The organism is Pseudomonas sp. KH_046_2 (genome assembly GCF_057838985.1).
In genome coordinates, this window is sequence record NZ_CM174480.1 from 1879453 (window position 1) to 1904553 (window position 25101).

Below are 25101 nucleotides of genomic sequence, written 5' to 3' on the forward strand. Positions count from 1 at the left end.
GACTTGACCAGCATATTGCTGGGTCTGGCAGGGGCAGCGTTGCCGTTGCTGGTATTGGCCTGGCAACTTCAGCGTCGGGCCAGCACCACGCAAGCCGATGTCGCGCTGCTGCAAGAACGCCTGGCCATGGCGCAACTGGCGCAGGACGGATTGAATGCCCAGCTCGAATCCAGCCGCGATGAAGCGGCTGACCTGACCCAGGCCAACGCCGCCAAACAGGCTGACCTGGCTGCGCTGCGTCGTGAAGTCGAACTGTTGCAGATCGAGCGCGACGACGCCCGGGACGCCGCCCATGCGTGGAACATCGAACGCGCCGGCAAAGAAGCCGAATTGCGCCGCCTGGATGCCCAGGCCGCTTCGCTTAACGCCGAATTGCGCGAACAACAGGACAGCCATCAGCAACGCCTCAACGACCTGCAAGGTTCGCGGGACGAGTTGCGCGCGCAGTTCGCCGAGCTGGCGGGGAAAATTTTCGATGAGCGCGAGCAGCGTTTTGCCGAAACCAGCCAGCAACGCCTGGGGCAGTTGCTCGATCCACTCAAGGAACGCATCCAGTCCTTCGAAAAACGTGTCGAAGAAAGCTATCAGAACGAGGCCCGTGAGCGTTTCTCCCTGGCCAAGGAGCTGGAGCGTCTGCAACAACTGAATTTGCGCCTGAGCGATGAAGCCACCAACCTGACCCGCGCCTTGAAAGGGCAGAAGACCCAAGGCAATTGGGGCGAACTGATTCTTGAGCGCGTACTCGAACATGCAGGGCTGGAGAAGGGCCGCGAGTACCAGACCCAGGTCAATCTCAAGGGGCCGGACGGCGAGCGCTTCCAGCCGGACGTGATCATTTACCTGCCGGGCGACAAGCAGGTGGTGGTCGACTCCAAGGTCAGCCTGACGGCTTACCAGCAATACGTCGCGGCTGAGGACGAGGCCATCGGCCAGATCGCCATCAAGCAGCACGTACTTTCGTTGCGCAATCACGTCAAAGGCCTGGCCGGCAAGGATTACAAGCGCCTCGATGGCTTGCACAGCCTGGATTTCGTGTTGCTCTTCGTACCGATCGAGGCGGCGTTTTCTGCCGCGTTGCAGGCTGAGCCGACGCTGTTTCAGGAGGCATTCGACCGCAACATCGTGATCGTCAGCCCCACCACCTTGCTGGCGACCCTGCGTGTCATCGACAGCCTGTGGAAGCAGGAGCGCCAGAGCCAGAATGCCCGGGAAATCGCCGAACGGGCCGGGTGGCTGTACGACAAGTTCGTGCTGTTCATTCAAGATCTGGACGAGGTCGGCAATCGTTTGCAGCAACTGGACAAGGCCTACAGTTCGGCACGCAACAAGCTGACAGAGGGGCGTGGCAACCTGGTCAGCCGCAGTGAACAACTCAAGCTGCTGGGGGCGCGGGCGAGCAAGAGCCTGCCGGCGGACTTGCTGGAGCGGGCGATGACCGATGTGGACGGGTTGGTCGAGTTGCCGGAATAAACCCCGGTCGACTGCTGATTACTGTGGCGAGGGGGCTTGCCCCCGTTCGACTGCGCAGCAGTCGTCAGTCGGGCAACGTGTTTTACCTGAAGAGGCTCATTGAATTGTATTGGGGCCGCTACGCAGCCGGACGGGGGCAAGCCCCCTCGCCACAGGAGGCTGCGTTGAACCTCGTTACAACGGCAAATACCGGCTCAACAACGCCCGCAACGCCGCCGGTTTCACAGGTTTGGCCAGGTAATCCAGCCCCGCGGCATGCACCAGGTCGACCGTCTCCGGCCGGCCATCGGCGCTGATCACCACCCCCGGAACCGGTTCGCCCATTTGCGTGCGCAACCAGGCCATCAAATCGGTTCCGGTTTCGCCATGATCGAGGTGGTAATCCACCAGCGCCAATTGCGGGCGCATGCCTTCGCCAAGCAACGCGGCGCATTCCTCGCGATTGCGCGCGGTCCAGACCTGGCAACCCCAGCGGCTGAGCAGGCTGTTCATGCCGATCAGGATGCTGTCTTCATTGTCGATACACAGCACCTGCGCGCCATTGAGCAATTTGCCATTGAGTTCGGCGACCTTGACCGGCGCTGCGGTTTGCGCGCGGTCCAGCGGCACGCTGACGCTGAACACGCTACCGCGTCCCGGCCAAGAGCGTACGCGCAAGGTATGACCGAGCACGCGACATAGCCCGTCGGCAATCGCCAGCCCCAGGCCGAGGCCTTTTTCGGCCCGTGTCTGGTGGCTGTCGAGGCGCTTGAACTCTTCGAAAATCACCTGCAGTTTATCTTCCGGAATGCCTGGCCCACGGTCCCAGACTTCCAGGCACAGTTGATCCTTGTGTCGGCGAACCCCTAGTAGCACCGGCCCTTTGCCGTAGCGGAAAGCATTGGTCAGGAAGTTCTGCAAGATCCGCCGCAGCAGTTTGATGTCGCTGTCGACCCGCAACGTGCTTGCACGAACCCGGAACTCCAGTTTTTGTTCTCGCGCCAGCACCTTGAACTCTGTACCGAGGGTGTCGAACAGTTCGTTGAGGGCGAATGGCTGGCGATTGGGGTTGATCTTGCCGTTTTCCAGGCGGGAAATGTCCAGCAGGTCGCTGATCAAGTCCTCGGCCGAGCGCAGCGAGCTGTCCAGGTGTTCGACCAGTTTCTGCGCTTCGCCGGACACCCCATCGTCCTGATGGGAGAGGGCGGCGGAGAACAGCCGCGCCGCATTCAACGGTTGCATCAAGTCATGGCTGACGGCCGCGAGGAAGCGGGTCTTGGACTGGTTGGCGGCCTCGGCGGTGCCCTTGGCTTCGGTCAGGGCAACGTTGAGCTGCGACAGTTCGTGGGTCCGTTCGGTGACCCGTCGCTCCAGCCCTTCGTTGGCTTCGGTCAGCGCCTGTTCGGCTTCGCGGAACGCGGTGATGTCGGTGAAACTCATGACGAAGCCGCCGCCCGGCATCGGGTTGCCGATCAACTCGATCACCCGGCCGTTTGGGAACAGACGCTCGGAGGTGTGCGCGCGGCCCTGACGCATCCAGTGCAGGCGACGCGCGACGTGCACTTCGGCTTCGCCGGGGCCGCACAGGCCGCGCTCGGCATTGTGGCGAATGATGTCGGCGATGGGCCGGCCGACTCTGATCAGGCCATCCGGGTAGTTGAACAAATCCAGATAGCGACGGTTCCAGGCCACCAGCTTCAGCGACTGGTCGACCACGCTGATGCCCTGGGTGATGTTCTCGATGGCGCCTTGCAGCAAGGCACGGTTGAACTGCAGCACTTCCGAGGCTTCGTCGGCGATGCGCACGACGTCCTCCAGTTGCATCTCCCGGCCTTCAATGGCGGCTTTTACCACCGCACGGGTCGAAGAGGCCCCCAGCACACCGGCCAGCAGGCGTTCGGTATGGGCGATCCATTCACTGTCGGCGTTCTGGTTCGGGTTGAAGCCCTTGCCCTGGCGATAGGCAAAACGGATGAAGCTTTGACGGGCGCGTTCTTCGCCGACGAAGCGCGCCGCCAGTTGCAGCAGGTCGTCGATCTGCACTGAAAGCATCGAGCGTGCGCTGGGGCGGGCACTGATTTCCTGGCCGATGAAGCGGCCCGCCTGCCAGTGCTCGGAAACCCGGGTGCGCGACAGCACCGAGACCCAGGCGAACAGCGTGAAGTTGCCTGCCAGCGACAGCACCACGCCTTGGGTCAGCGGGGTGATCGGCAGGTTCAGTGGATTGCTGTGCAGCCAGGCCAGCCCAGGGAAGGTGCTCAAGGACAATCCGAGGCTGAGGGCGGCAATCGGCAGGATCAAGGTGTAGAACCACAGGAAGGTGCCTGCGGCGAGGCCGGCGAAAACGCCGCGGCGGTTGGCCTGTTTCCAGTACAGCGCACCGAGCATGGCGGGGGCCAACTGGGTCACGGCGGCGAAGGCGATCTGGCCGATGGTCGCCAGGCTGGCGGTCGAGCCCAGCAGGCGATAACTGACGTAGGCCAGCAGCAGAATGACCACGATGCTGACGCGGCGCACCGACAACATCCATTGGCGGAACACTTCGAACGGGCGCTCGGCGTTGTTGCGCCGCAGCAGCCAGGGCAACAGCATGTCGTTGGACACCATGGTCGACAGTGCCACGCTGGCCACGATCACCATGCCGGTGGCTGCCGATGCGCCACCGATAAACGCCAGCAGGGCCAACGCCGGATGCGCCTGGGCCAGGGGCAGGCTGATGACGAACGAGTCCGGCAACACCGAACTGGGCAGCATCATCTGGCCGGCCAGGGCGATCGGCACGACAAACAAGGCGGCGAGGGCGAGGTAGGCCGGAAATACCCATTTGGCCAAGCGCAGGTCCTGAGGGTCGATGTTCTCGACAACGGTCACGTGGAACTGCCGTGGCAGGCAAATGATTGCCATCATCGCCACACCGGTCTGCACCACCATCGACGGCCAGTTGATGGTTTCCTTCCAGTACTGTTCGAGTCGTGGCGCAAGCATCGCCTGGTCGAACAGGTCGTCGAAACCGTCGTACAGGCCGTAGGTCACGAAGGCGCCGACGGCGAGAAACGCGAACAGCTTCACCAATGATTCGAAGGCGATGGCCAGCACCATGCCGCGGTGGTGCTCCGTGGCGTCTAGGTTGCGGGTACCGAAGACGATGGTGAACAGCGCCAGTACCAGCGACACGATCAGCGCGGTGTCCTGGGCGCGGGTGCCCGTGGCGTCGGCGCCGGCGCCGATCAGCAGGTTCACGCCGAGCACGATGCCTTTGAGCTGCAGCGCAATGTAGGGCAGCACACCGACCAGGCAAATCAGCGCCACCACCACCGCCAATGACTGGGATTTACCGTAGCGCGCAGCGATAAAGTCGGCGATCGAGGTGATGTTCTCCTGTTTGCTGATCATCACCATTTTTTGCAGGACCCACGGCGCCCCGATCAGCAACAGAATCGGCCCGAGGTAGATCGGCAGGAACGACCAGAGCTGTTCGGCGGCCTGGCCCACGGCACCGAAAAAGGTCCAGCTGGTGCAATAGACCGCCAGCGACAGGCTGTACACCCACGCCCGCACACGCGGCGGCAAGGGCGCGCTGCGACGGTCGCCATAGAAGGCGATGGCGAACAGGATGGCCATATAGGCCAGGGCGACGGTGGCAATCAGCCCGGTGGACAGCGACATGGGGACTCCAGACAAAGACTCCCGGGCCTCCCGCCCGGACAGACAGTCTCGCACGACCGCCAGCGTTAGTCAGTGTCGACCAAGGTCGTGGCGTGGCGGGGTGTCGCAGAGGAATTTGCACTGTCTGGACTGGCCTCATCGCCTTCCACCAGCGCTTGTACGGCTAGCCTGTGAATCCAGGTTACCTTGGCACCCTTTCATTGCACTCGAAGGATGGGAGGCATTGCTGAACGTCGGGGACATTTTCCATGCCTCGGTTGGCGCTGAGCATGTGGCCCACCCACTGGGCTCGGCGCGGATTCTGGTGATTGAATCGGAAGGCAGTGTTTGAATCTATATCTGTGTAATAGATAAGATATAGAGATATTACCCGTTATATAGATATTCGATTCGGATCTAACATGGGCTCTACCTCACGAGAGGACAGGAGTTCGCCATGACATGCGCCAATAGCATCAAGCCCGGCATCAAACCGTTCAGTCACTTGCAGCATCCCCGCGAGGTCATCCGCCAGTTCACCCCCAACTGGTTCGCGGCCACCATGGGCACCGGGGTGCTGGCGTTGGCACTGGCGCAATTGCCGGTCGCCATGCCTGCCTTGCACGCCTTTGCCGAAACCCTCTGGCTGTTCAATATCGCTCTGTTCCTGTTGTTTACGGCGCTATACACGGCGCGTTGGGTGCTGTTTTTCGACGAGGCGCGGCGGATTTTCGGTCACTCCACGGTTTCGATGTTTTTCGGCACCATCCCGATGGGCCTGGCGACCATCATCAATGGTTTTTTGGTGTTTGGCCTGCCGCGCTGGGGCGAAGGGGTGATTCATGTCGCCGAGGTGCTGTGGTGGCTGGATGTGGCCATGTCGCTGGCCTGCGGCGTGCTGATTCCCTACATGATGTTCACCCGTCAGGAGCACAGCATCGACCAGATGACAGCGGTCTGGCTGTTGCCGGTGGTCGCGGCAGAAGTCGCGGCCGTCAGCGGGGGCCTGTTGGCGCCGCACTTGGCCGACGCTCATGCGCAACTGGTGGTGCTGGTGACCAGCTATGTGCTCTGGGCGTTTTCCCTGCCGGTGGCCTTCAGTATCCTGACCATTCTGTTGCTGCGCATGGCCCTGCATAAACTGCCCCACGAAAACATGGCCGCCTCGAGCTGGCTGGCCCTTGGCCCGATCGGCACCGGTGCGCTGGGCATGCTGGTACTGGGCGGCGACGCACCGCTGATTTTCGCGGCCAACGGTATGCCGGGAGTCGGTGAGATTGCCGCTGGATTGGGTCTGGTGGCCGGCATCACCCTGTGGGGCTTCGGCCTGTGGTGGATGCTGATGGCGCTGCTGATCACTGTGCGCTACCTGCGTGCCGGCATTCCCTTCAATCTCGGCTGGTGGGGCTTCACTTTCCCGTTGGGCGTCTATTCTCTGGCGACGTTGAAGCTGGCCAGTACCTTGAACCTGACGTTTTTCAGTGTGTTTGGCTGTGTGCTGGTGGCGTTGCTGGCAGTGATGTGGCTGATTGTCGGCAAGCGCACGGTGCTGGGCGCCTGGCGCGGCGAGCTGTTTGTCTCGCCGTGCATTGCCGGATTGAAGAAATAACCGGCAAAGATTAGGTAATGTGTGGCCTGGATTGATGTTTGATACTCCAATACCAGTATCCAGGCCACTCTCTACCCAAATCATCAGGGACACATGGAAGATGAGTCACCCCTCACAGTTCACCTTGCTGCGCACCCGGCGTTTCCTGCCGTTCTTCATCACCCAGTCCCTCGGGGCGTTCAACGACAACGTGTTCAAGCAGTCGTTGATCCTGGCCATTTTGTACAAGCTGACAATCGAAGGTGACCGCTCGATCTGGGTCAACCTGTGTGCGCTGCTGTTCATCCTGCCGTTTTTCCTGTTCTCGGCCCTGGCCGGGCAGTTCGGTGAAAAGTTCGCCAAGGACGCGTTGATCCGCCTGATCAAGCTTGGGGAAATCGCCATCATGGCGGTCGGCGCCGTCGGCTTCCTGTTCGATCACCTGTCGTTGATGCTGGTGGCGCTGTTCGCCATGGGCACCCACTCGGCGCTGTTCGGGCCGGTGAAATACTCAATCCTGCCGCAGGCCCTGCGTGAGGATGAGCTGGTAGGCGGCAACGGCCTGGTGGAAATGGGCACCTTCCTGGCGATCCTCGCTGGCACCATTGGCGCCGGGATCATGATGTCTTCGGCGCATTACGCGCCGGTGGTGTCCGTGGCGATCATCGGCACTGCCGTGCTCGGCTACCTGGCCAGTCGCAGCATTCCCCGGGCGGCGGCCGCCACGCCGCAAATGCGCCTGAACTGGAACATTTTCAGCCAGTCCTGGGCCACGTTGAAGCTGGGCCTGGGGCAAACGCCGGCGGTGTCACGCTCGATTGTCGGCAACTCGTGGTTCTGGTTTGTCGGGGCGATTTACCTGACGCAGATCCCGGCCTATGCCAAGGAGTGGATGCACGGCGACGAAACCGTGGTGACACTGATTCTGACGGTGTTCTCGGTGGGGATCGCCGTGGGTTCGATGCTCTGCGAAAAGCTCTCCGGGCGCAAAGTCGAAATCGGCCTGGTGCCATTCGGTTCGTTCGGCCTGACCGTTTTCGGTCTGCTGCTGTGGTGGCATTCCGGCTCAATTGCGGACAGCGCCACCGGCCATGGCTGGATCGAAATCCTCGGTTTTGGCCACGCCTGGCTGGTATTGCTGGACATCCTCGGCCTGGGCGTCTTCGGCGGTTTCTACATCGTGCCGCTGTACGCGCTGATCCAGTCACGTACCGCGGAGAACGAACGGGCGCGGGTGATTGCCGCCAACAACATCCTCAATGCGTTGTTCATGGTGGTGTCGGCGATTGTCTCGATTGTCCTGCTGAGCGTGGCCGAGCTGTCGATCCCGCAGCTGTTCCTGGTGGTGTCGCTGCTGAACATCGGCGTCAATGCCTACATCTTCAAGATCGTCCCCGAGTTCACCATGCGTTTCATGATCTGGCTGCTCAGCCATTCCATGTACCGCGTCGAGCATCGCAATCTGGATCTGATCCCGGATGAGGGCGCGGCGTTGCTGGTGTGCAACCACGTATCGTTCGTCGACGCTTTGCTGATTGGCGGAGCGGTGCGTCGGCCGATTCGCTTTGTGATGTATTACAAGATCTACAACCTGCCGGTGCTGAACTTCATCTTCCGTACCGCGGGGACGATTCCGATTGCCGGGCGCCAGGAAGACATCCAGATATATGAACAAGCCTTCACGCGCATTGCCCGGTATCTGAAGGACGGTGAGCTGGTGTGCATCTTCCCCGAGGGTAAATTGACCGCCGATGGCGAGATCAATGAGTTCAAGGGCGGGGTGACGCGGATTCTCGAGGAGACGCCGGTGCCGGTGATTCCGCTGGCCTTGCAGGGGTTGTGGGGGAGTTTCTTCAGCCGCGATCCGGGCAAGGGGCTGTTTCATCGCCTGTGGTCGCGGGTGACATTGGTGGCAGGGCCGGTGGTGGCGGTCGAGGTGGCGGAGCCTGCCAGGTTGCAGCAGTTGGTGGGGGAGTTGCGCGGGGCAGTCAGATAACAGTTGAGTGTGCGGGCCGCTTCGCGAGCAGGCTCGCTCCCACTTTGGAATGCGATCCATGTGGGAGCGAGCCTGCTCGCGATGGCGGTGGTGGCCTAAGCGCTGACCTTGAGCCCAACCAACCCGGAAATGATCAACGCCACACTCGCCAACCGCACCAGCGCCATGGATTCGCCGAACAGAATGATCCCGGCAATCACCGTACCCACGGCGCCGACACCGGTCCAGATCGCATAGGCCGTACCCAGCGGCAATTCCTTCATTGCAAGGCCGAGCAAGCCAAGGCTGATAGCCATGGCCGCAACGGTCAAAACAGTGGGGAGCGGACGGGTGAAACCGTCGGTGTACTTGAGGCCGACGGCCCAGCCCACTTCGAACAGGCCGGCGAAAAACAGAATGATCCAGGACATGAAGACCTCCATCGTCTGACGGGGTCGTCCCCTGATTAATGACTCGATCGAGCCGCGAGGTCGTCCTCGCGATGCGCAATATGGTGCCCAACATTGACCGGGTGATCAAGTTTTCGAGTCAATCACTGATCTGTTGCGCCGCCATTTCCCGATCCTGTTTCTCGCTCATACGACGGAAATACGTCGAGAGCAAAGCCCCGGAAATGTTGTGCCAGACGCTGAACAAGGCGCTGGGCACCGCCGCCAGTGGCGAGAAGTGCGCGCTGGCCAGGGCTGCGCCCAACCCGGAGTTCTGCATGCCGACTTCCAGGACCAGAGACTTGCGCTGGGCCAGAGGCAGCTTGAACAGGCGCCCGGTGAAGTAACCCAGCAGGTAGCCGAAGCTGTTGTGCAGCATGACCACGGCCATGATCAACAGACCGGACTCTGCGATCTTCGCCTGGCTGGCGGCCACCACAGCGGTGACGATGATCACGATGCTGACCACCGACACCAGCGGCAATACGTCCACGGCGTGGCGAACCTTGTCGCCGAGCACCCGCTGGGCAACCACGCCACGCCGGGCATGATCACGAAATGGGCAACCACGCCCAGGGCCACGCGCCATGGGTGGCGAGCGACTTCGGCGAAGTCTTCGAGTTTGAGGGTCAGGCCCATGCCGAACATCACCAGCCCCAGCAGGGGCACGATGGCGCCTTTGAGGCCGAGGAACCATGCTGGCTGCAGAAACGCCACGACAGCGAAAATCAGTACCCAGTAGGCGAAGGTGTTGCCGACAAAACGACTCAATGCAGCCAGTGCGCGCATGGCCTGATCCTTTTTTTATTCAGTGGCACCACAAAACCAAATGTGGGAGCGAGCCTGCTCGCGAAAACGGTCGTTCCATCAACATCTATGTTGAATGTGAAACCGTCTTCGCGAGCAGGCTCGCTCCCACAGTAGTGATCACAAGCTTTTAGATCCCCTGCGGAGTCTCTTCACCACCCAGCGCTTCAACCAGCGCCGGCAGGAAGTCGCCGAAGGTCAGCATCATCAGGGTGAAGCTGGCGTCCAGTTGGCCCAGGGCTTCGTCGCCGCCGTCCTGTTCCGCCTGGTCTTGCAGCAGGTCTTCGAACTTCAGGCGCTTGACCACCATTTTGTCGTCGAGGACGAACGACAGTTTGTCCTGCCAGGCCAGGGACAGTTGAGTGACCACTTTGCCGGTGCTCAGGTGCAGCTGGATTTCTTCGCTGGTCAGGTCCTGGCGCTTGCAACGCACGATGCCGCCGTCTTCGTGGGTGTCGCGCAGTTCGCATTCGTCCAGCACAAAGAAATCGTCCGCGGCTTTCTGGGTGGTGACCCACTCGGTCATGGTCGCGGTCGGGGACATCTTCACGGTCAGCGGGCGCACCGGCAGGGTGCCGATCACTTCACGCAGGGTGGACAGCAAGTCTTCGGCGCGTTTCGGGCTGGCCGAGTTGACCAGGATCAGGCCCTGTTTCGGCGCGATGGCGGCGAAGGTCGACGAGCGGCGGATAAAGGCGCGGGGCAGGAAGGCCTGGATGATTTCATCCTTGATCTGATCGCGTTCCTTCTTATAGACCTTGCGCATTTGCTCGGCTTCGATCTCTTCGACCTTTTCCTTGACTGCGTCACGCACAACGCTGCCTGGCAAAATACGTTCTTCCTTGCGCGCGGACACCAGCAGGAAGTCACCGCTGACGTGTACCAGTGGCGCATCTTCGCCTTTGCCGAACGGCGCGACGAAACCGTAGGTGGTCAACTCCTGGCTTGCACATGGGCGCGCCAGTTTGGTGGCCAGTGCAGTTTCCAACGCCTCGGCATCAACAGGCAGATCTTGGGTCAGGCGATAGATAAGCAGGTTTTTGAACCACATGGGGTGAGTCTCTCCTTTATACAAAGGGGGGCATTATTGTCTTCGCCGTGCCATAGGCCAACCTTTCTCTAAGCCTTTGGAAGGGCTCGGAAAATTATTTTAAAAAGTGCTTGCCAGAGGTTGGGTCGCTCCGTAGAATGCGCGCCACACCGAAGCGAAGGGTGATTAGCTCAGCTGGGAGAGCGTCTGCCTTACAAGCAGAATGTCGGCGGTTCGATCCCGTCATCACCCACCATTCGTTTTCAGTGTTACGCGCAGCGGTAGTTCAGTCGGTTAGAATACCGGCCTGTCACGCCGGGGGTCGCGGGTTCGAGTCCCGTCCGCTGCGCCATATTCGGTAACCTGGAACACTGAACGCCAGGTCACCACGGAAAAGCCCGCTTAGGCGGGCTTTTTTCTGCCTAAAGTTTCACTGTTGTTCCTGTGGGTTTGCATCGTTTCACCGGTTTTTAGATTTTTTTGAAAAAAAACTTCAAATAAATCAACAATTTATAAAAACCTGTGGCATAATGTGCCCCGCAACGAAGGTAAAGGGTGATTAGCTCAGCTGGGAGAGCGTCTGCCTTACAAGCAGAATGTCGGCGGTTCGATCCCGTCATCACCCACCACTTTCAACGCTACGCGCAGCGGTAGTTCAGTCGGTTAGAATACCGGCCTGTCACGCCGGGGGTCGCGGGTTCGAGTCCCGTCCGCTGCGCCATATTCGGTAACCTGGAACACTGAACGCCAGGTCACCACAGAAAGCCCGCCTTGTGCGGGCTTTTTGCTGTCTGGCGTTTGGCAATTTCCCCCCTCCCGTACCGTGCATATACATATGTACCACCTGACAGGTACTCAGCTTTCGGACACTGGCAATGTTCTTCATGACCAACTCCGTCATGGAGCAAATTTTTTACTAGCCGAGACTGAAGCAATGAATTTCACTGCGCATGACCCAGTTGTTTCATCATCCACGTTTGATTCGGGCAATGAATCAAACCGGGCTTTCATCACTTGCGATGATGCCGCTGCCTATTTGCATGAGTCATTGAAAGAGCGACGAGGTACCGAATTCGCTGGATTTATCCTCCAGAACGAGTACGGGCACTACTTTTATGCCGCTGAAAAACCTGCCGCAGAAAAAGTTGAGGAAGAATACGATCCGATGCTGCCGCTAGTCGTATCTGTGAACTTGAGCGGCGAATTAGAAATACCTGCCGGATACACGATCGAAGCGCGGTTCATTTCGCATGTGCAAGGACGGCGAGGTCCACAGGAAAGTGATGTGGAGTGGACCCAGCGGAAGCTCTTCTTCAGGGTGTCTGACATGTTCGGAGTGATGACCCGTCGTCGAAAGTTCTCCAAGTGTTATCTGTCGGGAAGTGATGGCTGCCTCATCTCCTATACCTCCACCGACTCAGCGTTTGAACGGGAGTTGTCATCAAAGTTAGCGAGAAAGCCGGATGGTAAACTCAATTTGTTCGAGAGCCTGTATGAGAGGGGTGCAGTGCCAAGCAGCATTCTAATTTTGCTGGCAATGGCGGCTGGCGAGGTGACCACGGTGATACACGGAAGTCTCTGGAGGCGCAGGGGGAAGCTCAACGCCAGTTGGAGAGACGATATATTGGTGGACAGTCCGCCGATTGAGCTGATGCCGATCTGTGGGCCGATCTGCAAGGATGGCAAAGAGATTGCTCAATATCTTAATAACCGGATGGGCAAACTTTCGCCAGAGCATGTCGGCCTTGTACTCAAGCATCGAACGCAGAAAATATTTGTCGTCACTGACCCTGTTGTTAGTGATTACGCCACTTTCAACCGGGCGGTGCTCTTTCCCAAGGATGTGCATGGTAACCCCCTGATTCCGGCAGAGCTTCGAGTCCACGGTTCTTTCCACTCAACCAAACCAGCTCCTGCAAGCAAACTGCCCTCCACGGACGTTGAACGCTATAAAACTTCTTCTCCCCCGCAGACTTGAAGGTCGGCCTGGGTCGCATTTCGATTGCACCTCTTCATCGTTTGTTTCTGTGTACGCCCGATGGGGCGGTGTTGCGTTTCGCCCATCCGGATAACGCGAAAATGACAGCGCTACAACGGCTTCTTGCGCCTGAAAACGACAGCCAGCAAAGCATTGAGCAGCAGGTCATCTCAGGGGGCATGAGCATGCAGACATTCATCGATAAAGTAGCGGCTGCCGGGGAGCTGATTGTCCTTTTTCCAAGCGCGTCGTGGTCGACTGTCGGCAGGGTAGGTGCCCATGCTTCGGTTGTCGACGTTGAACCTGAGGTGCCGGAATGATTATTCGTCGTTACGCCTGTGTCGGTAGTCGCTGACGGCTTCATACACGGCCTTGCGCAGGCGATTGATCCCGCCAATCGGACGGTGCGCCTCGACGCCGAACCAGGGATTGAACGACTGGTTGTCGCATTGCAGGTTCAGCGCCGGTGTGTCGAAGTCCTGCGCCGGCACCTTGATCCGCGCCACCGTCTCGAAGGGCGCATCGCTCTCGCGCCACTCAATGCTGGTGTCTTCTATCGGCATGTACTTGTTGGCGTCCTGTCGCTGGATCTGCAAGGCGAAACACGCAGGCACCCGGTCGGTCGACAGCTGTTGGTTCAACGCATTGCGCAGAAAGTTCGGCAGCTTGCGATTCTGTTCCGGCAGGTTGTAGGGCGGGCAGTTATCCGGATCGGGCATCACCCGGAACTTCGCATTGGCTTCACCGAATTTGTAGGGTGAAACCGAAAAGTACGTCGTCTGGGTCGGGCTCGACGGGGCAGGGGCCAGTGTCGCCAGGGCAATGAACAGGTGGCGAACCTGCCAGGCGCGTGGATCCCGGCCGGGGAAGAAGGCCATCATCTTTTTACCGTCGGCCTGGGCGGCGACGTTCTGACGGTATTCGGCGACATTACTGACAAAGAAGTTCGGGTGGCTGAACATCACAAAGTCCTGTTCGCCTCGCCCCTGCCGGTCGCTCAACAGTTGCTTGCCCGGCACATCGAACAGTTTGATCGCCATGCCCCGTGCGTCGCGGATGCTGTCGAACTGCGGGTAGGCATTGCCGTTGGACAGGCGCATTGTCGCTTGCCAGGTTTTGCCCGGCTCGCTGAACACGCCCTGGCGCAACTCGCCTGGCAGTTCCGGCAGCACCTGAACCTCGGCCTTCACACAGCCGTGGGCCTTGGCATGGGCGTCGCGCAGGTAGCGGGTGCTTTCGCGGTGCTGATCGACGATGCGCACGGCGGTCTGGATGATGTCCCGGGTCATCGCGGCTTCGTCGTCCGCAATCAACTCCTGCGCCGAGACCGGCCCGCGATGCTGCCAGGCAAACCAGGCGCTGGCCAGGGCCCAGCCCAGCACGCCGAGACCCAGTAGCCACAGCAACAGCCTGGCGAGGAAGGCGCCCAGGCGCAGCCAGAGTGTTATCAGCATGGGAAAGTCCTTTTGACTGCGGCTGTGGTCATGGCAATTGCGCTTCCAGCGGGCCGCCCAGTACTTTCAGATATTCCAGAAGCGCCCAGCGTTCTTGCGGCTGCAACCCGCGGCCGATCACGCCATTGCCGAGTTTGCCGGCACGGAATTCATGGCCGCTGTTGTGGTTGCCGGTGATTCGCGTATCGAACAGAAAACCGTTGGCAAAGGCTTCGGTGCGGTAACCCAGGTGCCCCGGGTCGTATTCGAACGTGCCTTTATAGAACGTGGTTGCACGCTCATCCTGAGGCGACAGCAATTGATAAATGCTTGGCACCGAACCGTTGTGCAGGAACGGCGCTGTCGCCCATACACCCGCCAAAGGCCTGGCCTTGTACGAACGCAATTCGCGCACACCGATCGGCAGGCCGAAACCGTCCATTGCAGGACGCTCGGCAGGTGTGACATTGGCGTCTTGATAGGCGCGGTCCTGGACAAATGCGGTGACGTAGGCCAGCCCCTTGGCCACGGACATCTTGCTCAGGTCCAGAGGCTCGTCGGGTTTTGGCTCTACATCGAGCTTTTCCAGCTCCGCCTGCTTCCATTGCAGCGCTGTGAGGTCGAAGCGGTGGTCGGCGATGTTGTTGGCCGCGCCGGGGTCGGTGCCGATGTAATCCACCGGGAGCATTTTCAGGTGCTGGACGTATCGCCCCTCGCCCTGGGTGGTGCGCGGTACATGGCAACCTGCGCAGTTTTCGGCGAACAAGGCGCGGCCCTTGGCTGCCAGGGGTTTGTCGACCGCACCCAACAGGTCTTCCGGCCAGGCCGGCGGCGAAAGTCGTTGCAGGGTTTCTTCGATCAGGTGCAGATCGCGCACGCGGACACTGGAGGGATAGCGGGCGTCGCCCGTCAGCGGCTGGCCGTTCTTGTCGAAGAAGTTCAGCGTGGCGCCGACGCCCAGCGCCTCGCCGATGTTGCGGGCCATGGGTTGTTTCGCCGAGCCATTCCACTGCACCCATTCGAACGTCCACATGTCCCACAACTGCGGATAATCGACCGGGGCATTGGCCACGCGGTAGTTTTCGGGGGATATCGCATCACCGAAGCTGGCGTTGGCGATGCGCCCGAAGGCGTCTGTGCGCCCCGGGCCTTCCTCGGTCGGATAGAGCCCGCGATGGGTGTCGTTCCAGGCCACGTTGAGGAACGTATCCAGTGAGGATTTGAAATCTTTGCGCAACTGTTGGTGGCTCGTCTCGTAGTCCTGGCCGAGCACGTTGCGTGCGAAGCGCTCGAATTTCCACGGGTTGTAGTAAGTGGAGGCGAGGCTGGCCACCAGGGCCTGTCCGAAACTGCCGCCTTTGAGTGTAGGAACACTGGACGGCAGCACATGCTGCGCTGAGCCACCGTCGATACGCACGGCCTGGCCCTTGAAACGCAGTTCACCGGTGTGGCAGGCCGCGCAGGTGATATCCAGAAACATATCCGTGCTCCCCGCATTCTGGTGCCGGGTAAAGCCTGCGGGGAGGTTGCCGGGGTTGTTCGGTGTCTGTTTCTGGCCGGGGTCCACCAGAAAACCGAAGCGGGCGAGGTATTCGGGGGTGGCGAAGCGTTGTTGCGAGAAGGGCAGTTCGAGGGCGGTGAACCAGTCGTAGCGCAAGCCTTTGACCTGAGTGCCTTGGGGTGTGAAGTAATAGGTCTCGCGATCGGCGGCGCTCCATTGCTCCAGGTAATGCACCTGTTGCGCAGGCGACCAGGCCGGCAATTTCGGGTTGGCGACGTAGTAAAGAACCACGGCCATGACCAGTCCGAGCAGTACTGCGACGAGAGCCAGCAAGCGAAAGAAGAGGCGCAAGATAAACATCCTTGTCGAATTATCATGCTGTTATGCCCGAGTACCCGGGGTGCGGCAAGAGGCCATTACGCCAGATGCTGTAGTTCCGGAATCCGCCTGCGTCGGCGCAAAGTGAAAGAAGCTTCATCAGCCGAATGGTGAAATGCGTTTAAACACCTGAACTTATCAATTGTTTCCGGCTCTCATGCCGGTAGCCATTGGTCGTGGCGGCCTGATAAGCTCGCGGCTTTACTCGATTGCCCTTTAGGCGCATGAACAAGGAAATAGCATGAAACAGCATCGGTTGGCGGCGGCGGTAGCCCTGGTTGGCCTGGTACTCGCGGGTTGTGATTCGCAGACCAGCGTAGAGCTGAAAACTCCGGCGCAAAAAGCTTCCTACGGCATTGGCCTGAACATGGGCAAGAGCCTGGCTCAGGAAGGCATGGATGACCTGGATTCCAAGGCTGTAGCCCAGGGCATCGAAGACGCCGTCGGCAAGAAAGAGCAGAAGCTCAAGGACGAAGAACTGGTCGAGGCGTTCGCCGCACTGCAAAAGCGTGCCGAAGAGCGCATGGCCAAGATGAGTGAAGAGTCGGCCGCTGCCGGCAAGAAATTCCTCGAAGAAAACGCCAAGAAAGCCGGCGTGACCACCACCGCTTCGGGCCTGCAGTACGAAGTCGTGCAGAAAGCCGATGGCCCTCAGCCAAAGGCGACTGACGTGGTGACCGTTCACTACACCGGCAAGCTGACCAACGGCACCGTATTCGACAGCTCCGTCGAGCGCGGTAGCCCGATCGATCTGCCGGTCAGCGGTGTGATCCCGGGTTGGGTCGAAGGCCTGCAACTGATGCACGTTGGCGAGAAGTACAAGCTGTACATCCCTGCTGACCTGGCTTACGGCGCTCAAAGCCCAAGCCCGGCGATTCCAGCCAACTCGGTACTGGTATTCGACCTGGAACTGCTGGCCATCAAGGATCCGGCAAAAGAAGACGCCGCTGCCAAGTAACCAGCGCCTGCTTCGATAACAACGCCTCGCTCATGCGGGGCGTTGTTGCATCTGGCGTTCGGCAGGGGTAAACAAAACGAACAGACGCTCTAGGCCGGAGTCTTAGGCATAGTGGCGTTGGCTGTAGTCGCACAAGGCCTCCAAGTCAATGAAATTATGGGTTTTTTTTGATGAGTAAAAAACGCCCGATCTGAACGCAGGCCTTGTAACACGGGGCTTACAGCGGTGAAAAGCAGCTCTGTTCACAAGGTTATCCACAATTTGTGTGGATAACATTTCAACGGGAGGAATGATGAAAGCACCCTGGAGTTTCGCTCGTTTCCTGCCACTGGCTGGACGCCTGCTGGCACGGGGTCGATTGCCGACCCTGTTGTTCGCGGTCGCCAGCAAAGGCGCAAGCCAGGGCAACCGGTTGGGCAAGATCAAGGACGACTTGAAGCTGTTGCAGGCACTCTGCCTGGCCTACTGGCGTGGTGAGTATCGCGCCATCAGCCCCAAGGCGCTGGTTTCGGTGGTTGCGGGCCTGATGTACTTCCTCAGCCCGGTGGATGCGATCCTGGATTTCATTCCAGTATTTGGCATGCTCGATGACATCGCGGTACTGGCATGGCTGATGAAAGTGCTCGACGACGAGCTCAATGCCTTCCGCGCCTGGCGCAATCGGCAGGTGCCGGAGAAGCTCGCGGTGGTTGAGCGTCTGCCTGATACCCCCGAGCAACTTCAACTTCAAGGCCCGAAAAAACACTGAATCGATTTTGACCTGTTCACAGATTGATGTCCCCCGCGACCTTGGCCGCTGTTAGGATTACACTTCTAGGGAAAAGTGCTGACTCGCTAAGTGTTGTTGTCCTACGGGGTAGTGATGGATATTCAGATAATTACACGCGAAGGCGAGCCCGAATATGCGGTTCTGCCATGGGCTCAGTATCAGGCGTTACTGAAAGCAGCGGGTATCAAGGAGCAAGCGTCACCTCAAGCCGCAAAGCTTCAGGTGGCAACACCAGACGCGATTCTTCCGGGTCTGGATCAACTACGCAGTTTGCGCGAGGGGAAGGGCATCGCCATCGAGGCGCTGGCCCGCACGGTAGGCATCAGCCCGTCTTACCTGGCCATGATCGAAAGCGGCGAGCGTCTGCCCGACGCCGCGATTCGTCGCAGCCTGGCCTGGGAATTGACGGTGCCTGGGTGGAGGGATGAATCGTGAGCGTACGCATCAGTCGTCAACACTGGGACGGATTGCTGGGCGAACTGGATCAGGCGCGTCGCCAGCGCCATCTGTTGACGTATCGGGCATTACTGGAACGTTTGCAGTTGCCGACCCCGGCCATGCAGACCCTGACGGCGGCCCTTGAGCATCTGGCGGCCCTGGACGCCAGGGCGGAGCAGCCATTGCGCAGTTCGCTGGTGATCAGTCAGGGCGCCAGCCGCTTGCCGCGCACCGGATTCTTTGAGTGTGTCGAGCGTCTCGGGCGTTTTTCCGGGCCGTCGGACGGCGTTGCCGCCGCGTCCTGGCATGCTTCGGAAGTGGTGCGGGTGTTCGAGTACGAATACCCGGAATCGGCCGAGGCCTGAGTGTTCTTGCAACTCAAGGCGCGGGCCGGTTACTGGCTCGCGCGCCGACTGTTTCACTGGTCATGGTTTGTCCGTCAGCCACGGGGCTGGCGCTGGCTCGAAGGCCAGTTCGCACGCATGGCCAACCTGGGCGATGTCGGCGCCCAGAGCTTCTATGGGCACATCCTGGCGTTTCGCGGCGTCGGCCTCGGTGCTCGTGAGGAGGGCGTGCGTTTGTTGCGCCTGGCGGCGTTGGCGGGCGATGGCAAGGCGGCGTATCAAGTGGGTGTGATCAGTTTGGCCGGGACGGCGAGCAAGGCTCCGGACCCGGTCGAAGCCGCGCGGTTCTGGGAGATCGCGGCGAAGGCCGGGCATCCGTTGGCGGCGATCAAGCTCGAAGAGCTGAAGTCTTCCTCGGCGCCTCGTTGATTGGACTGATGCCGGAAAGCGGCCTTATCGATGCCCGGAAACGAGCACCTCATCAACAGTCGAAACCACCAGGCTATCAATCACATGCACGCTATAGCCCTGCACATTCTTCGCATGGTGCTTGGCCTGTGATGCCATCTCGGCCAACTGACTCGCATCGAGTTGTTCACAGGCCTGTGGGTGCAGATGCACCACGCCGATCGACAGTGACAACAACGCAAACTCCTGGCGCTGACCCTGGCGATTCGGTGCGATGAAGCAGCCGGCTTCCAGGTGTTCGCTGCGGTAGAAGCGCCGGCACTGGCTCTGGAAGTCGTCGAGCAACTGGTTCAAACGTTTGCGCCAGTCTTCCGGGCCGAGCACCAGCAGGAAATCATCGCCGCCGATGTGGCCGACGAAGTCGCGGGACGGGTCGACGCGGTCGTTCAGGCATTGCGCCAGGCACAGCAGGACTTCGTCGCCGCGACCATAGCCGTAGATGTCGTTGAAGGGTTTGAAGCTATCAATGTCCACGTAGCAGATCACCGATTCCCGTCGCTGTTGCAGCAGCCGCGTCAGGCATTGCTGGATCGGCACGTTGCCCGGAAGCAAGGTCAGCGGGTTGGCGTAGCGGGCCTGCTGGATCTTCAGTTCGGTGATCAGCTTGAGCACGTCGATCACCCGGCCCAAGCCCAGATAACCGCCGTTGAGGGTGATGATGAAATCTTCTTCGATGCGCTGGCGAGCACGGCTGGTGATCAGGCGGCTGACCTGTTGCAGGGACTGGCTCAGTTCGACGGCGAGGAAGTCATCATTCATCAACCGGCTGATGGGCTTGCGGGCGAACAGGTCGGTGGCAAAGGGCTTGAGCAGGGCCTCGGAGAGCGAATGACGATGGACAATGCCGCAGGGCTGACCCTGTTCATCCAGGACCGCTAGCGAGTTCAGGTTGGCCTGGCGACGAAAGGCTTCGAGCACCATGGCGGTCGGGGTGTCCCGGTTCACCGCGGGTAGCTCGTTGAGCAGGGCACTGAGGTCGCTGCCGTCCTCGCTCAGTACAACGGCGGTGCTGTCCTGTCGGGGCATCAATGCCCGGGCATCCCGGGGTGGGTGTTCCTGGGGACGGCAAAGCAGATAGCCCTGCACCAGGTCCACGCCCATTTCGGTCAGCACCGTGAGTTCTTCGGCTAGCTCGATACCTTCGGCAATGACTTGTGCCCGCGAGGCCTTGGCGATTTGCAGGATCGAGCCAACGAACTCGCGCTTGAGCGCATCCTGATGAATGCCATCGATGAAATGCCGGTCGATTTTCACGTAATCGGGCCGCAGTTCGGACCACAAGCGCAAACTCGAATAGCCCGCTCCCAGATCATCCAGCGCAATCGAAAACCCCATCGCCCGATAGTGGTGCAGGGCGGTTTGCAGCAACTGGAAATCATCCGTCGGCGTCTGTTCCGTGAGCTCGATGACCACCTGGCTCGGCGGGATGCCGAAGTCCTGCAGCAATTGCAGGGTACGCCCCGGTTGGTGGGCCGCTTCGAGCAGGGACTCGGGGGACACGTTAAGGAACAGCATGCCAGGCAGTTGTTGCTCATTGAAGCGTCGGCAAGCGCTTTCGCGGCAGGCAATTTCCAGCTCGCTCAGGCGTCCGGCCTGGCGGGCGACGGCGAACAGGGCGACAGGGGAGTGCAGAGGGCTGTTGGAGGGGCCGCGACTGAGGGCTTCGTAACCGAGGATGCGTCGTTCAGAGAGGCTGATGATCGGTTGGAACAGACTGTGTAAACCGCTTTGACTCAGGATCGAGCTCAAGGCACTCAGCTGTTCGGTTGTGGTCATGGCGATCTCTGGCAATAAAAAAAGGACCGGGCGTGCCCTTGGTAAAAAGAGCACGCCCGGTCCTTTATTTCACGACAGAATGATGACTGTTTGATGACGCTACAGGGGCGTCAGCATTAAATTGCCATCAGTTGTTTGTACAAACTCAGTGCTTGGCCACTGCCGTGTTGAGTTTCAGGTAGTCCAGCAGAATCCGCCCTGTTTCGCTGAGGTAGGCGTCGTCTTCCGGTTTGGTCTTGTCATCCTCGGCCGCAATGGCGTCCTCGTCTTCTTTCTTCAGCTCTTTGAGCGGTTCTTCGCCCTTGGCCTTGCGACGGATGTTTTCCATGGCCAGCTGTTTGGCTTCGATGTCGGCGTGCTGGGCACGACGCTCGACTTCATTGAGGCTGACGGTTTTCTCGGCCATCAGTTTCTGCGCCAGGGCCAGCTTGTCGCGGATGAACACGAACTCCGCATCTTTGGCCGTGCGCACGTCGTGCTCGGACTGGAGCTGCGAAATGTACGGCTTGAACGGGTCGAGCGCAGGCTTGATCGCCGCCTTGATGGTGTCCCACGGCATGGCTTCCGGCAGGGCGCTTTCACCGATTTCCTTGGTGTCGATGATCGACGGGTAATCGATGTCCGGCAAGACGCCCTGATGCTGGGTGCTCTGCCCGGAAACCCGGTAGAACTTGGCCAGGGTCAGTTTCAGTTCGCCATGGTTGAGCGGCTGAATGGTCTGCACGGTGCCTTTGCCGAAGGTCTGGCCGCCGATGATCAGTGCGCGGTGATAGTCCTGCATGGCGCCGGCAAAAATCTCCGAAGCCGAGGCGGACAGGCGGTTGACCAGCAACGCCATCGGGCCTTTGTAGAACGCACCCGGGTTTTCATCTTCCAGCACATCGACCCGGCCATCGGCGTTACGCACGAGCACGGTCGGGCCTTTGTCGATGAACAGGCTGGTCAACTCGGTGGCCTCTTGCAAGGAACCGCCGCCGTTGTTGCGCAGGTCGATGACCACGCCGTCGACTTTATCTTTCTGCAACTCGGTCAGCAGTTTCTTGACGTCGCGGGTGGTGCTCTTGTAATCCGGATCGCCGGCACGGAAGGCCTTGAAGTCCAGATAGAACGCCGGGATCTCGATGACGCCGAGCTTGTAGTCCTTGCCGTCCTGCTTGAGGTTCAAGACCGATTTCTTCACGGCCTGATCTTCGAGCTTCACCGCTTCACGGGTGATCGGCACGATCTTGGTGGTCTGGTCGTTCGGCGCATTGCTGGCCGGGATGACTTCCAGGCGCACCACGGTGCCCTTCGGACCACGAATCAGCTTGACCACTTCGTCCAGGCGCCAGCCCACGACGTCGACCATTTCCTTGTTGCCCTGGGCAACACCGATGATCTTGTCGGCCGGTGCAACCTGCTTGGTCTTGTCCGCCGGACCTGCCGGCACCAGGCGCACGACTTTCACCTGGTCGTTATCGCTCTGCAACACGGCACCGATGCCCTCGAGGGACAGGCTCATGTTGATGTCGAAGTTCTCCGCGTTATCCGGCGACAGATAGTTGGTGTGCGGGTCGTAGGACATGGCGAAGGTGTTGATGTACGCCTGGAAGATGTCTTCCGCGCGGGTCTGGTCCAGGCGCGCCAGCTGGTTCTTGTAGCGCTTGGTCAGGGTTTCCTGGATCTGCTTGGAATCCTTGCCGGCGATCTTCTGCCGCAGGACTTCGTCCTTGACGCGTTTGCGCCACAGGTCGTCGAGTTCTGCGGTGGATTTGAGCCAAGGGGCGTCCTTGCGGTCGATCAGCAAGGTTTCCTTGGTGGTGAAGTCGATCTTGTCGACGCCCTTGTTCAACTCGGCAAGGGCGAAGTCCAGACGCGCCTTGACGCGGTCCAGGTAGCGCTTGTAGATGGTGAACCCGGCATTCAGGTCGCCGCTCTTGAGGAAATCGTCGAACTGCGTCTTCCACTTGTCGAATTCGGCAATGTCGCTGGCCATGAAGTAGCTGCGCGACGGATCCAGCAGCTTGAGGTAGCTGTCGTAGATGATTACCGAACGTGCGTCATCGAGTGGCGGCTTGCTGTAGTGGTGGCGCTTGAGCAACTCCACGACGTTCAGGCTGGCGATCACTTCGTCACGATCGGGTTGAAGCTTGTCCCAGCTATTGGCTGCGAATGTATTGCTCGACATCGGCATCAAGCCGATACCGATGAATAGGGCGAGGGCAGTGCTGGGGAACAGATGCTTCATGCTGATTCGACGCGGGGACAATTGATAACGCATATTAGGCCGTCTTTGAAGTCGCCGGTTCTTTGGGAGCCGGTCGCATAATGCAAAAAGCCCGGCGCTATAGCTTCGGGCTCAGTCCAGACTCACTATGGAGGCACTGTGAAAGCATTGCAAGGCGTTGACGGTCAAGTGGTGTGGGTTGATGAGCCGCGTCCTACATGCGATGTAGGGCAAGTTCGCATCCGAGTGTCGGCAGCGGGTCTCAATCGCGCCGATCTGTTGCAGAAAGCCGGTCTTTACCCGCCACCACCGGGGGCCAGTCAAGTGCTTGGTCTAGAGTGCTCGGGGGTCATCAGCGAGGTGGGCGCCGGGTCCTCCTGGCAGGTTGGCGATCGGGTTTGCGCCTTGCTGGCTGGGGGCGGGATGGCCGAAGAAGTGGTTGTCGACGGGCGGCATGTGCTGCCGGTTCCCGACGGAATGTCATTGGTCGAAGCGGCGGCATTGCCCGAAGTTTATGCAACAGTCTGGCTGAATTTGTTTCAACTGGCTGCGCTCAAACCGGGTCAGAAGGTTCTACTGCATGCCGGGGCAAGTGGAATCGGTTCAGCGGCCATTCAGCTGTGCAAGGCGTTCGGTAACCCGTGCTGGGTCAGCGTCGGTTCCGCCGAGCGCCTGGCGTACTGCCAGGCGCTGGGTGCCCAGGGCGGCGCGGTGCGTAATGGCGATCTGGAAAGCTTGCGGGATCTGGGGCCGTTCGACGTGATTCTCGACCCGGTGGGCGGCAATTACGCGGCGTTGAACCTCAAGCTGCTGGCCCAGGATGGCCGTTGGGTGTTGATCGGTCTGATGGGCGGCCGCGAGGCCAAGCTGGATCTGGCCCAGGTGCTGGCCAAGCGCGTGCAGTTGCTGGGTTCGACCCTGCGCAGCCGTGACGATCAATTCAAGGCCGATCTGTTCAGTGACCTGAGCCAGCATGTCTGGCCGTTGTTTTCCGAGGGACGGTTGAGCCCGCAACTGGCCAGGACATTCCCGATCAAGGATGCCGAGGCGGCGTTTGCCGAGCTGGCGAGTAATACCGTGGCGGGGAAGGTGGTGTTGGTGATTGACGAGAGCCTGAGCTGACAACACGGAACCTGTAGGAGCGAGCCTGCTCGCGATGGCGGCTTAACATTCAACGCAAATGCTGAATGACACACCGCTATCGCGAGCAGGCTCGCTCCTACAAGGGGGCCTCGATTACTTCCAGAGATGGATCGGCCAGCCAGCCTTTTCAGCCTGCTCGCGCAGCACCGGATCCGGGTTGACCACGTGGGGGAAATCCACCTTCAGCAACAGCGGCAGGTCATTGCGTGAGTCGGAATAGAAACTCGCGCCTTCGAGATTTTCCTCCTCTGCATCCAGCCACTCCAGCAAGCGGGTGATCTTGCCTTCGCGGTAGGTCAGGGTGCCAACGGTATGACCGGTGTAAACGCCATGGGCCACTTCCAGTTCGATGCCCAGAATCTCGTCGATGCCCAGGCGCTCGGCGATGGGGCCGACCAGGTGGGTGCCCGAAGCGGAGATCACCAAAATCCGGTCGCCGGCCTTGCGGTGCGCCGCGATGGCTTTGGTGGCGTCGCTGAAAATGATCGGCTCGATGTAGTCTTCCACCCACGGACCAACCAAGTGCGCGACTTCTTCAGGCGTACGACCAATCAAGGGTTCCAGGCTGAAGGCCATATAGTCCTCCATGGCCAGATGGCCCCTGCCGTAGGCATCCATCAACTCCTTGTCGCGACGCAGGAACGATTCGCCATCGACCCAGCCGAGGCGGACCATTTGCTCGCTCCACAGTGAGGCGCAGTCGCCGTGGATCAGGGTTTCGTCCAGATCAAAAATTGCCAGGGCCATCAGTGCAGTTCTCTCTTCA

The 25101-nt window shown here is 60.0% G+C and carries 19 protein-coding genes, 4 tRNA genes and 2 pseudogenes; 16 read left to right on the top strand and 9 right to left on the bottom strand.

Translation table 11 applies throughout. The annotated features are described in order from the left end of the window. Positions 1–105: 105 nt before the first annotated feature. Complete coding sequence (locus AC3IX1_RS08590) at positions 106–1470, top strand: DNA recombination protein RmuC (protein WP_162252406.1); 1365 nt, start codon at positions 106–108, stop codon at positions 1468–1470. A 174-nt stretch (positions 1471–1644) separates the two neighbouring features. Here AC3IX1_RS08590 and AC3IX1_RS08595 read toward each other — a convergent pair whose 3' ends face one another. Further along, complete coding sequence (locus AC3IX1_RS08595; RefSeq protein WP_489387846.1) at positions 1645–5115, bottom strand: hybrid sensor histidine kinase/response regulator; 3471 nt, start codon at positions 5113–5115, stop codon at positions 1645–1647. A gap of 223 nt (positions 5116–5338) precedes the next feature. Here AC3IX1_RS08595 and AC3IX1_RS08600 point away from each other — a divergent pair. The 3 genes and pseudogenes from AC3IX1_RS08600 to AC3IX1_RS08610 all read left to right on the top strand — a co-directional run. Beyond that, positions 5339–5446: pseudogene (locus AC3IX1_RS08600) on the top strand (cupin); the annotation flags it as partial. 105 nt (positions 5447–5551) lie between these two features. Then, entirely contained in the window at positions 5552–6703 is a 1152-nt protein-coding gene (locus AC3IX1_RS08605; RefSeq protein ID WP_489387847.1) for a TDT family transporter, read from the top strand. A gap of 100 nt (positions 6704–6803) precedes the next feature. Further along, positions 6804–8678, top strand: coding sequence for an MFS transporter (locus AC3IX1_RS08610; protein ID WP_489387848.1), 1875 nt, complete (start codon positions 6804–6806; stop codon positions 8676–8678). A 95-nt stretch (positions 8679–8773) separates the two neighbouring features. Here the strand turns inward: AC3IX1_RS08610 and sugE are convergent, their stop codons facing one another. The 3 genes and pseudogenes from sugE to rdgC form a co-directional block, all read right to left on the bottom strand. Further along, positions 8774–9088 (bottom strand): quaternary ammonium compound efflux SMR transporter SugE, encoded by a 315-nt coding sequence (sugE, locus tag AC3IX1_RS08615; RefSeq protein ID WP_007977599.1) that lies wholly within the window; start codon positions 9086–9088, stop codon positions 8774–8776. A gap of 118 nt (positions 9089–9206) precedes the next feature. Next, positions 9207–9895 (bottom strand): annotated as a pseudogene (locus AC3IX1_RS08620) (bile acid:sodium symporter family protein). Between the two features lie 148 nt (positions 9896–10043). Next, on the bottom strand, positions 10044–10964 hold the full coding sequence (gene rdgC, locus AC3IX1_RS08625) for a recombination-associated protein RdgC (RefSeq protein WP_007969735.1): 921 nt from the start codon (positions 10962–10964) through the stop codon (positions 10044–10046). Between the two features lie 159 nt (positions 10965–11123). On the opposite strand from rdgC, the gene AC3IX1_RS08630 reads away from it, so the two are divergent. The 6 genes from AC3IX1_RS08630 (at position 11124) to AC3IX1_RS08655 (ending at position 13241) form a co-directional block, all read left to right on the top strand. Then, positions 11124–11199, top strand: a tRNA-Val gene (locus AC3IX1_RS08630). A 19-nt stretch (positions 11200–11218) separates the two neighbouring features. After that, positions 11219–11295 (top strand) — tRNA-Asp (locus AC3IX1_RS08635). A gap of 201 nt (positions 11296–11496) precedes the next feature. Further along, positions 11497–11572: transfer RNA gene (locus tag AC3IX1_RS08640), tRNA-Val, on the top strand. A gap of 15 nt (positions 11573–11587) precedes the next feature. Further along, positions 11588–11664: transfer RNA gene (locus tag AC3IX1_RS08645), tRNA-Asp, on the top strand. A 213-nt stretch (positions 11665–11877) separates the two neighbouring features. Then, positions 11878–12921, top strand: a complete 1044-nt coding sequence (locus AC3IX1_RS08650; protein ID WP_489387849.1) for a hypothetical protein — start codon at positions 11878–11880, stop codon at positions 12919–12921. Between the two features lie 68 nt (positions 12922–12989). Next, positions 12990–13241 carry a hypothetical protein gene (locus tag AC3IX1_RS08655; RefSeq protein WP_489387850.1) on the top strand — a complete coding sequence of 84 codons (252 nt, stop codon included), beginning with the start codon at positions 12990–12992 and terminating at the stop codon, positions 13239–13241. Here AC3IX1_RS08655 and AC3IX1_RS08660 read toward each other — a convergent pair whose 3' ends face one another. Continuing rightward, on the bottom strand, positions 13242–14375 hold the full coding sequence (locus AC3IX1_RS08660) for a catalase family protein (RefSeq protein ID WP_489387851.1): 1134 nt from the start codon (positions 14373–14375) through the stop codon (positions 13242–13244). Between the two features lie 28 nt (positions 14376–14403). Then, on the bottom strand, positions 14404–16206 hold the full coding sequence (locus tag AC3IX1_RS08665; protein WP_489387852.1) for a di-heme-cytochrome C peroxidase: 1803 nt from the start codon (positions 16204–16206) through the stop codon (positions 14404–14406). 268 nt (positions 16207–16474) lie between these two features. Here AC3IX1_RS08665 and bamJ point away from each other — a divergent pair, with 268 nt between their 5' ends. The 5 genes from bamJ (at position 16475) to AC3IX1_RS08690 (ending at position 19171) form a co-directional block, all read left to right on the top strand. Next, positions 16475–17191 (top strand): BamJ family beta-barrel-assembly machinery protein, encoded by a 717-nt coding sequence (gene bamJ / locus AC3IX1_RS08670; RefSeq protein ID WP_489318941.1) that lies wholly within the window; start codon positions 16475–16477, stop codon positions 17189–17191. Between the two features lie 292 nt (positions 17192–17483). Continuing rightward, positions 17484–17939, top strand: coding sequence for a YkvA family protein (locus AC3IX1_RS08675; RefSeq protein WP_489387853.1), 456 nt, complete (start codon positions 17484–17486; stop codon positions 17937–17939). A gap of 114 nt (positions 17940–18053) precedes the next feature. Next, positions 18054–18395: a helix-turn-helix domain-containing protein gene (locus AC3IX1_RS08680; protein ID WP_489387854.1), complete on the top strand. Its 342-nt coding sequence runs from the start codon at positions 18054–18056 to the stop codon at positions 18393–18395. After that, positions 18392–18763, top strand: coding sequence for a hypothetical protein (locus AC3IX1_RS08685; RefSeq protein WP_007898892.1), 372 nt, complete (start codon positions 18392–18394; stop codon positions 18761–18763). The genes AC3IX1_RS08680 and AC3IX1_RS08685 overlap by 4 nt, the downstream gene beginning before the upstream one ends. Then, the gene (locus AC3IX1_RS08690) at positions 18764–19171 is read left to right on the top strand and encodes an SEL1-like repeat protein (protein WP_489387855.1); all 408 of its coding nucleotides are present in this window, start codon (positions 18764–18766) and stop codon (positions 19169–19171) included. Between the two features lie 24 nt (positions 19172–19195). On the opposite strand, the gene AC3IX1_RS08695 is transcribed toward AC3IX1_RS08690, so the two are convergent. After that, positions 19196–20986, bottom strand: coding sequence for a bifunctional diguanylate cyclase/phosphodiesterase (locus tag AC3IX1_RS08695; RefSeq protein WP_489387856.1), 1791 nt, complete (start codon positions 20984–20986; stop codon positions 19196–19198). A 145-nt stretch (positions 20987–21131) separates the two neighbouring features. Further along, positions 21132–23213 carry a carboxy terminal-processing peptidase gene (locus AC3IX1_RS08700; protein WP_489388706.1) on the bottom strand — a complete coding sequence of 694 codons (2082 nt, stop codon included), beginning with the start codon at positions 23211–23213 and terminating at the stop codon, positions 21132–21134. Between the two features lie 138 nt (positions 23214–23351). Between AC3IX1_RS08700 and AC3IX1_RS08705 the strand changes: the two genes are divergently transcribed. Further along, positions 23352–24314, top strand: coding sequence for a zinc-binding dehydrogenase (locus AC3IX1_RS08705; protein ID WP_489387857.1), 963 nt, complete (start codon positions 23352–23354; stop codon positions 24312–24314). 114 nt (positions 24315–24428) lie between these two features. Here AC3IX1_RS08705 and AC3IX1_RS08710 read toward each other — a convergent pair whose 3' ends face one another. Continuing rightward, positions 24429–25082, bottom strand: coding sequence for an HAD family hydrolase (locus AC3IX1_RS08710; protein WP_489387858.1), 654 nt, complete (start codon positions 25080–25082; stop codon positions 24429–24431). Between the last annotated feature and the right edge of the window lie 19 nt (positions 25083–25101).